The sequence below is a fragment of the Dietzia sp. B19 genome (assembly GCF_014145155.1).
GTDB classification, from domain to species: Bacteria; Actinomycetota; Actinomycetes; order Mycobacteriales; family Mycobacteriaceae; genus Dietzia; species Dietzia natronolimnaea.
Map to the genome: position 1 here is coordinate 1 of NZ_JAALED010000093.1, position 4,290 is coordinate 4,290.

A 4,290-nucleotide genomic window follows, 5' to 3' on the forward strand; every position below is an offset into this window, starting at 1 on the left:
CGAGGTCCGGGACCCGCCCCCACGGGATTCGTGGGGTGGGTCCCGGACCTCGAGGGGTCAGATGTAGATGGCGGGGTCGATGTAGAACTGCGCGTCGCGCAGCTCCTCCTTCGACTCCGTGGCGGGCTTGGCGACGCCCGGGATGCCCACGACGATCGAGTTGGCCGGGGCGTCCTTGACCACCACGGCGTTGGCGCCGACCGACGAGTCCGAACCGATCTCGACGGGGCCCAGGATCTTGGCCCCGGCGCCGACGGTCACGCGGTCGCCCAGGGTGGGGTGGCGTTTGACCTGTTTGAGCGAGACGCCGCCCAGGGTGACCCCGTGGTACAGCATGCAATCGTCGCCGATCTCGGCGGTCTCCCCGATGACCACGCCCATGCCGTGGTCGATGAAGAACCGTCGACCGATGGTGGCACCGGGGTGGATCTCGATCCCCGTGAGGAACCGGGTGAACTGGCTCAGGACGCGGGCCGCGAACCGGCCGGTCCCGCCGGCCACCCACAGTCGGTGGGAGAGCCGGTGGGACCAGATCGCGTGCAGGCCGGAGTAGACGATCGCGTTCTCGACATCTCCCCGGGCCGCCGGGTCGTGGGCACGCGCCGCGGCGAGATCCTCGCGCAGGGTGCGCAGGATCCCCGCCGCGGGCGCGTCCGCGTTCGACGGAGTCGGGTCGGTCATCAGTCGCGGTAGTCCTCGAACAGCATGGTGGACACGTAGCGCTCGCCGTAGTCGCACACGATCACCACGATGGTCTTGCCGGCGTTCTCGGGACGCTTGGCCACCTCGAGCGCGGCCCACACGTTGGCACCGGACGAGATGCCGGCGAGGATGCCCTCCTCGGTGCCGAGGCGCTTGGCGATCCGCAGCGAATCGTCGAGGGTGACGTCGATGACCTCGTCGTAGATGTCCCGGTTGAGGATCTCGGGGACGAAGTTGGCGCCCAGACCCTGGATCTTGTGCGGTCCGGCCTTGCCCTCGGTGAGCAGCGGCGAGTCCTTGGGCTCGACGGCCACGATCTGGATGTCCGACTTCTGCTCGCGCAGGTACCCGCCGGCGCCGGTGATGGTGCCGCCGGTGCCGATGCCGGCGATGAAGATGTCGACCTCGCCGTCGGTGTCCTCCCAGACCTCGGGGCCGCTGGTCCGGCGGTGGACGTCCGGGTTGGCCGGGTTGGCGAACTGCCGGGCGAGGACCGCGTTCTCGCGGGTGGAGGCGACCTCCTCGGCCTTGGCCACGGCGCCCTTCATGCCCTCGGAGCCCGGGGTGAGGATGAGCTCGGCACCGTAGGCACGCATGACCGCACGGCGCTCGACCGACATGGTGTCGGGCATGACCAGGACGGACTTGAACCCGCGCGCGGACGCGACCATGGCCAGCGCGATGCCGGTGTTGCCGGACGTGCCCTCGACGATGGTGCCACCGGGCTTGAGGGCGCCGGAGGCGACCGCGTCGTCGATGATCGCGGCACCGATACGGTCCTTGACGCTGGCCGCGGGGTTGGCGGACTCGAGCTTGGCGAGCACGGTGGCCTGGAGGCCGTCGGTGAGGGAGTTGAGGCGGACCAGGGGCGTGTGGCCGATGGTCTCGGTGATGTCGGAATAGATCTTCGCCATTGGTGAGTTCCGTTCTTCAGAATGAACCGATCTGTCTATCGGCAAGTGTACGTGATCCCGCACCCGTCCGGACCACGCCCGCGTGAAATGACGGGGCCGGCGAAATGCCGCAGCGCCCGGACCCCGTGGGGCCCGGGCGCTACCGGTCGAGGACTCAGTTGTCGGAGTAGAGCGCCTCGATCTCGCTGCCGAAGCGGTCGTGCACGACGTTGCGCTTGAGCTTGAGCGTCGGGGTGAGCTCACCGCTCTCCACCGAGAACTCCGCCGCGAGGATCTTGAACTTGCGGATGGACTCGGCGCGGGAGACGGACTTGTTGGCCTGGTCCACCGCGTCCTGGATGGCGCCGACCAGTTCGCCGTCCTGGAGCAGGTCCGCCACCTCGCCGGTCTTGCCGTGCTTGTCCCGCCACGCCGGGAAGGTCTCCTGGTCGATGGTGATCAGCGCTGCGATGTAGTTGCGGTTGTCGCCCACCACGACGGCCTGGCTGATCAGCGGATCGGCCGAGAGGAGGTCCTCCATCTGGGACGGCGACACGTTCTTGCCGCCGGCGGTGACGATGAGGTCCTTCTTGCGGCCGGTGATGGACAGGTAACCGTCCGAGTCGAGCTCGCCGATGTCACCGGTGTGGTACCACTCGCCGGTCCACGAGTCCTCGTTGGCCTGCGGGTTCTGCCAGTAGCCCTTGAACAGGGTCTTGGCCTTGGCCAGGATCTCGCCGTCGTCGGCGATCTGGATGGTCACGCCCGGGATCGGGCGACCGACGGAACCGATCTTCGCCTGGCCGATCGGGTTGACGGTGAGCACGCCCGAGGACTCGGTCAGGCCATAGCCCTCGAGGAGGTCGAAGCCGGCGCCCCGGTAGAAGTGACCCAGGCGGGCGCCCAGGGGGCCGCCGCCGGAGATGATGCGGTTGCACTCGCCGCCCAGGGCGTCGTGGAGCTTCGAGTAGACCAGCTTGGAGAACAGCTTCTGCTTGAGCGCCAGGCCCGCGGACGGCTTCCCGCCACCCTCCATGGCCATGGAGTAGTCGATCGCGGTCTGCACCGCGGCCTTGAAGATCTTGGCCTTGGCGCCGCCGGCGGCCTCGGCCTTGCCCGCGGCGGAGTTGTAGACCTTCTCGAGCACGCGCGGGACCGACACGAGGAAGGTCGGGTGGATCTCCGCCAGGCGCTCGACGACCTTGGTCGTGTCGGGCTCGTGGGCCACGGCGACGCGCTTGTAGAAGCATGCCACCTCGAGGATGCGGGCCAGCACGTGTGCCAGCGGCAGGAAGATCAGGGTGCGGCTGTTGGGGACGAACGCGTCCTTGAGCTGCTCCTCGACCGACATCACGACGCCGGCGAACCCGCCGTGCAGGATCTCGCAGCCCTTGGGGTTGCCCGTCGTGCCGGAGGTGTAGATGATGGCGCACCGGTCCTCGTGGCCCGTCGCCAGCGAGGCCTGCTCGAGCTGCTCGTCGGTGACATCCGCTCCCGCGGCGGTGAGCTGGGCGACCAGGTCGTTCTCGATGACCATGATGTCGCCGTTCCACTCGGTGCCGGACGTCAGCACCTCGCGGAGTTCGAGGTTCTCGACCACGGCGAAGGTCGCGCCGGAGTCGGTGAGGATCCAGTCGCACTGGCCCGACGAGGAGGTCTCGTAGATCGGTACGGTGACGGCGCCGACCGCCCAGGAGGCCCACGCGATGAGTGACCACTCGTAGCGGGTGTGGCTCATGATGGCCAGGCGGTCACCGGGCTTGACGCCCCGGGCGATGAGTCCCTTGGCGACGCCCTTGACCTCTTCCAGGTACTGGGCGCAGGTGACCTCCTTCCAGTCGGTCCCGACGAGCCGCAGTACCGCGACGTCGTTCGGGGCCTCCTCCGCGTTCTTGAACACGAGTCGGCCGAGGTTCTCGACAGGGAAGGGCTTGGTTACTGGAGGGGTGGCGAACTCGGTCGTCATTGCGATCCTTAGGTCATGTGTGGCCTGTATCACTGGCAAGTGTAGAGGGTTGGCCGCTGTCCGTGTTCAGCACGGTCTATTTAGATCCGTTTATGAGGGGCGCGTCAGGTTCGTGATCCCGGTTCCTGTGATACGGGTTACACTGACGACATGTTCGGGGGCACGGGACCCGCGGCGAGCCTGCTGGTGGCCGAGTCGTGGGAGCGCAGCAGGCATCGGGGTATCGACCCCACCGTGGTCGCGCCGTCGGTCGAGTTGGAGGGCCCGGACCTCTCCCGCCACGTGGCGGAGCACCGGATGGCGTCGGTCCTCCCGGTGGTCGAGTCGGTCCTCGTGCCTGGCGTGGTCTCCAGCGGGCACATCGTCGCCGTCGCGGACGAGCGGGGACGGTTGCTCCGCGTGATCGGTGACCGGGGCGTCCGGTCCCGCGCGGAGTCGATGGCGTTCATCCCCGGCGCGGTCTGGACGGACGAGGCGGTCGGGGCCAACGCGCCGGGGCTCGCGCTCCGGCACGACACGGAGGTGCGGGTCCGCGGGTCCGAGCACTATCTCGAGATGGCCCACGAGTGGAGTTGCGCGGCGGCGCCGGTCCACGACCCCGGGACGGGTGAGCTGATCGGGCTCATCGACGTCACCGGCCCGAGCAGTGCCGCCTCGGACCAGATGCTCGCCCTGATCCGGGCGACGGTGATGCTCGCCGAGGGGGAGCTGCGCACCGCCGCCGGCCTG

The 4,290-nt window shown here is 68.7% G+C and carries 4 protein-coding genes; 1 reads left to right on the forward strand and 3 read right to left on the reverse strand.

What is annotated here, in order from left to right; all coding sequences use genetic code 11:
- Window positions 1-57 precede the first annotated feature (57 nt).
- The 3 genes from epsC to G6020_RS03715 form a co-directional block, all read right to left on the reverse strand.
- Window positions 58-681 carry a serine O-acetyltransferase EpsC gene (epsC, locus tag G6020_RS03705; protein ID WP_182609696.1) on the reverse strand — a complete coding sequence of 208 codons (624 nt, stop codon included), beginning with the start codon at window positions 679-681 and terminating at the stop codon, window positions 58-60.
- Window positions 681-1,616, reverse strand: coding sequence for a cysteine synthase A (cysK, locus tag G6020_RS03710; protein WP_179524173.1), 936 nt, complete (start codon window positions 1,614-1,616; stop codon window positions 681-683). The genes epsC and cysK overlap by 1 nt, the downstream gene beginning before the upstream one ends.
- 154 nt (window positions 1,617-1,770) lie before the next feature.
- Complete coding sequence (locus G6020_RS03715; protein ID WP_182609697.1) at window positions 1,771-3,561, reverse strand: long-chain fatty acid--CoA ligase; 1,791 nt, start codon at window positions 3,559-3,561, stop codon at window positions 1,771-1,773.
- Between the two features lie 150 nt (window positions 3,562-3,711).
- Here G6020_RS03715 and G6020_RS03720 point away from each other — a divergent pair.
- Window positions 3,712-4,290 (forward strand): GAF domain-containing protein (locus G6020_RS03720; RefSeq protein WP_347238300.1); only part of this gene is annotated, 579 nt, incomplete at its 3' end.

Bases quoted from the DNA above. Each gene is read 5' to 3' on its own strand.
- cysK (WP_179524173.1), bottom strand. From the start codon at position 1,616: ATGGCGAAGATCTATTCCGACATCACCGAGACCATCGGCCACACGCCC.
- epsC (WP_182609696.1), bottom strand. From the start codon at position 681: ATGACCGACCCGACTCCGTCGAACGCGGACGCGCCCGCGGCGGGGATC.
- G6020_RS03715 (WP_182609697.1), bottom strand. From the start codon at position 3,561: ATGACGACCGAGTTCGCCACCCCTCCAGTAACCAAGCCCTTCCCTGTC.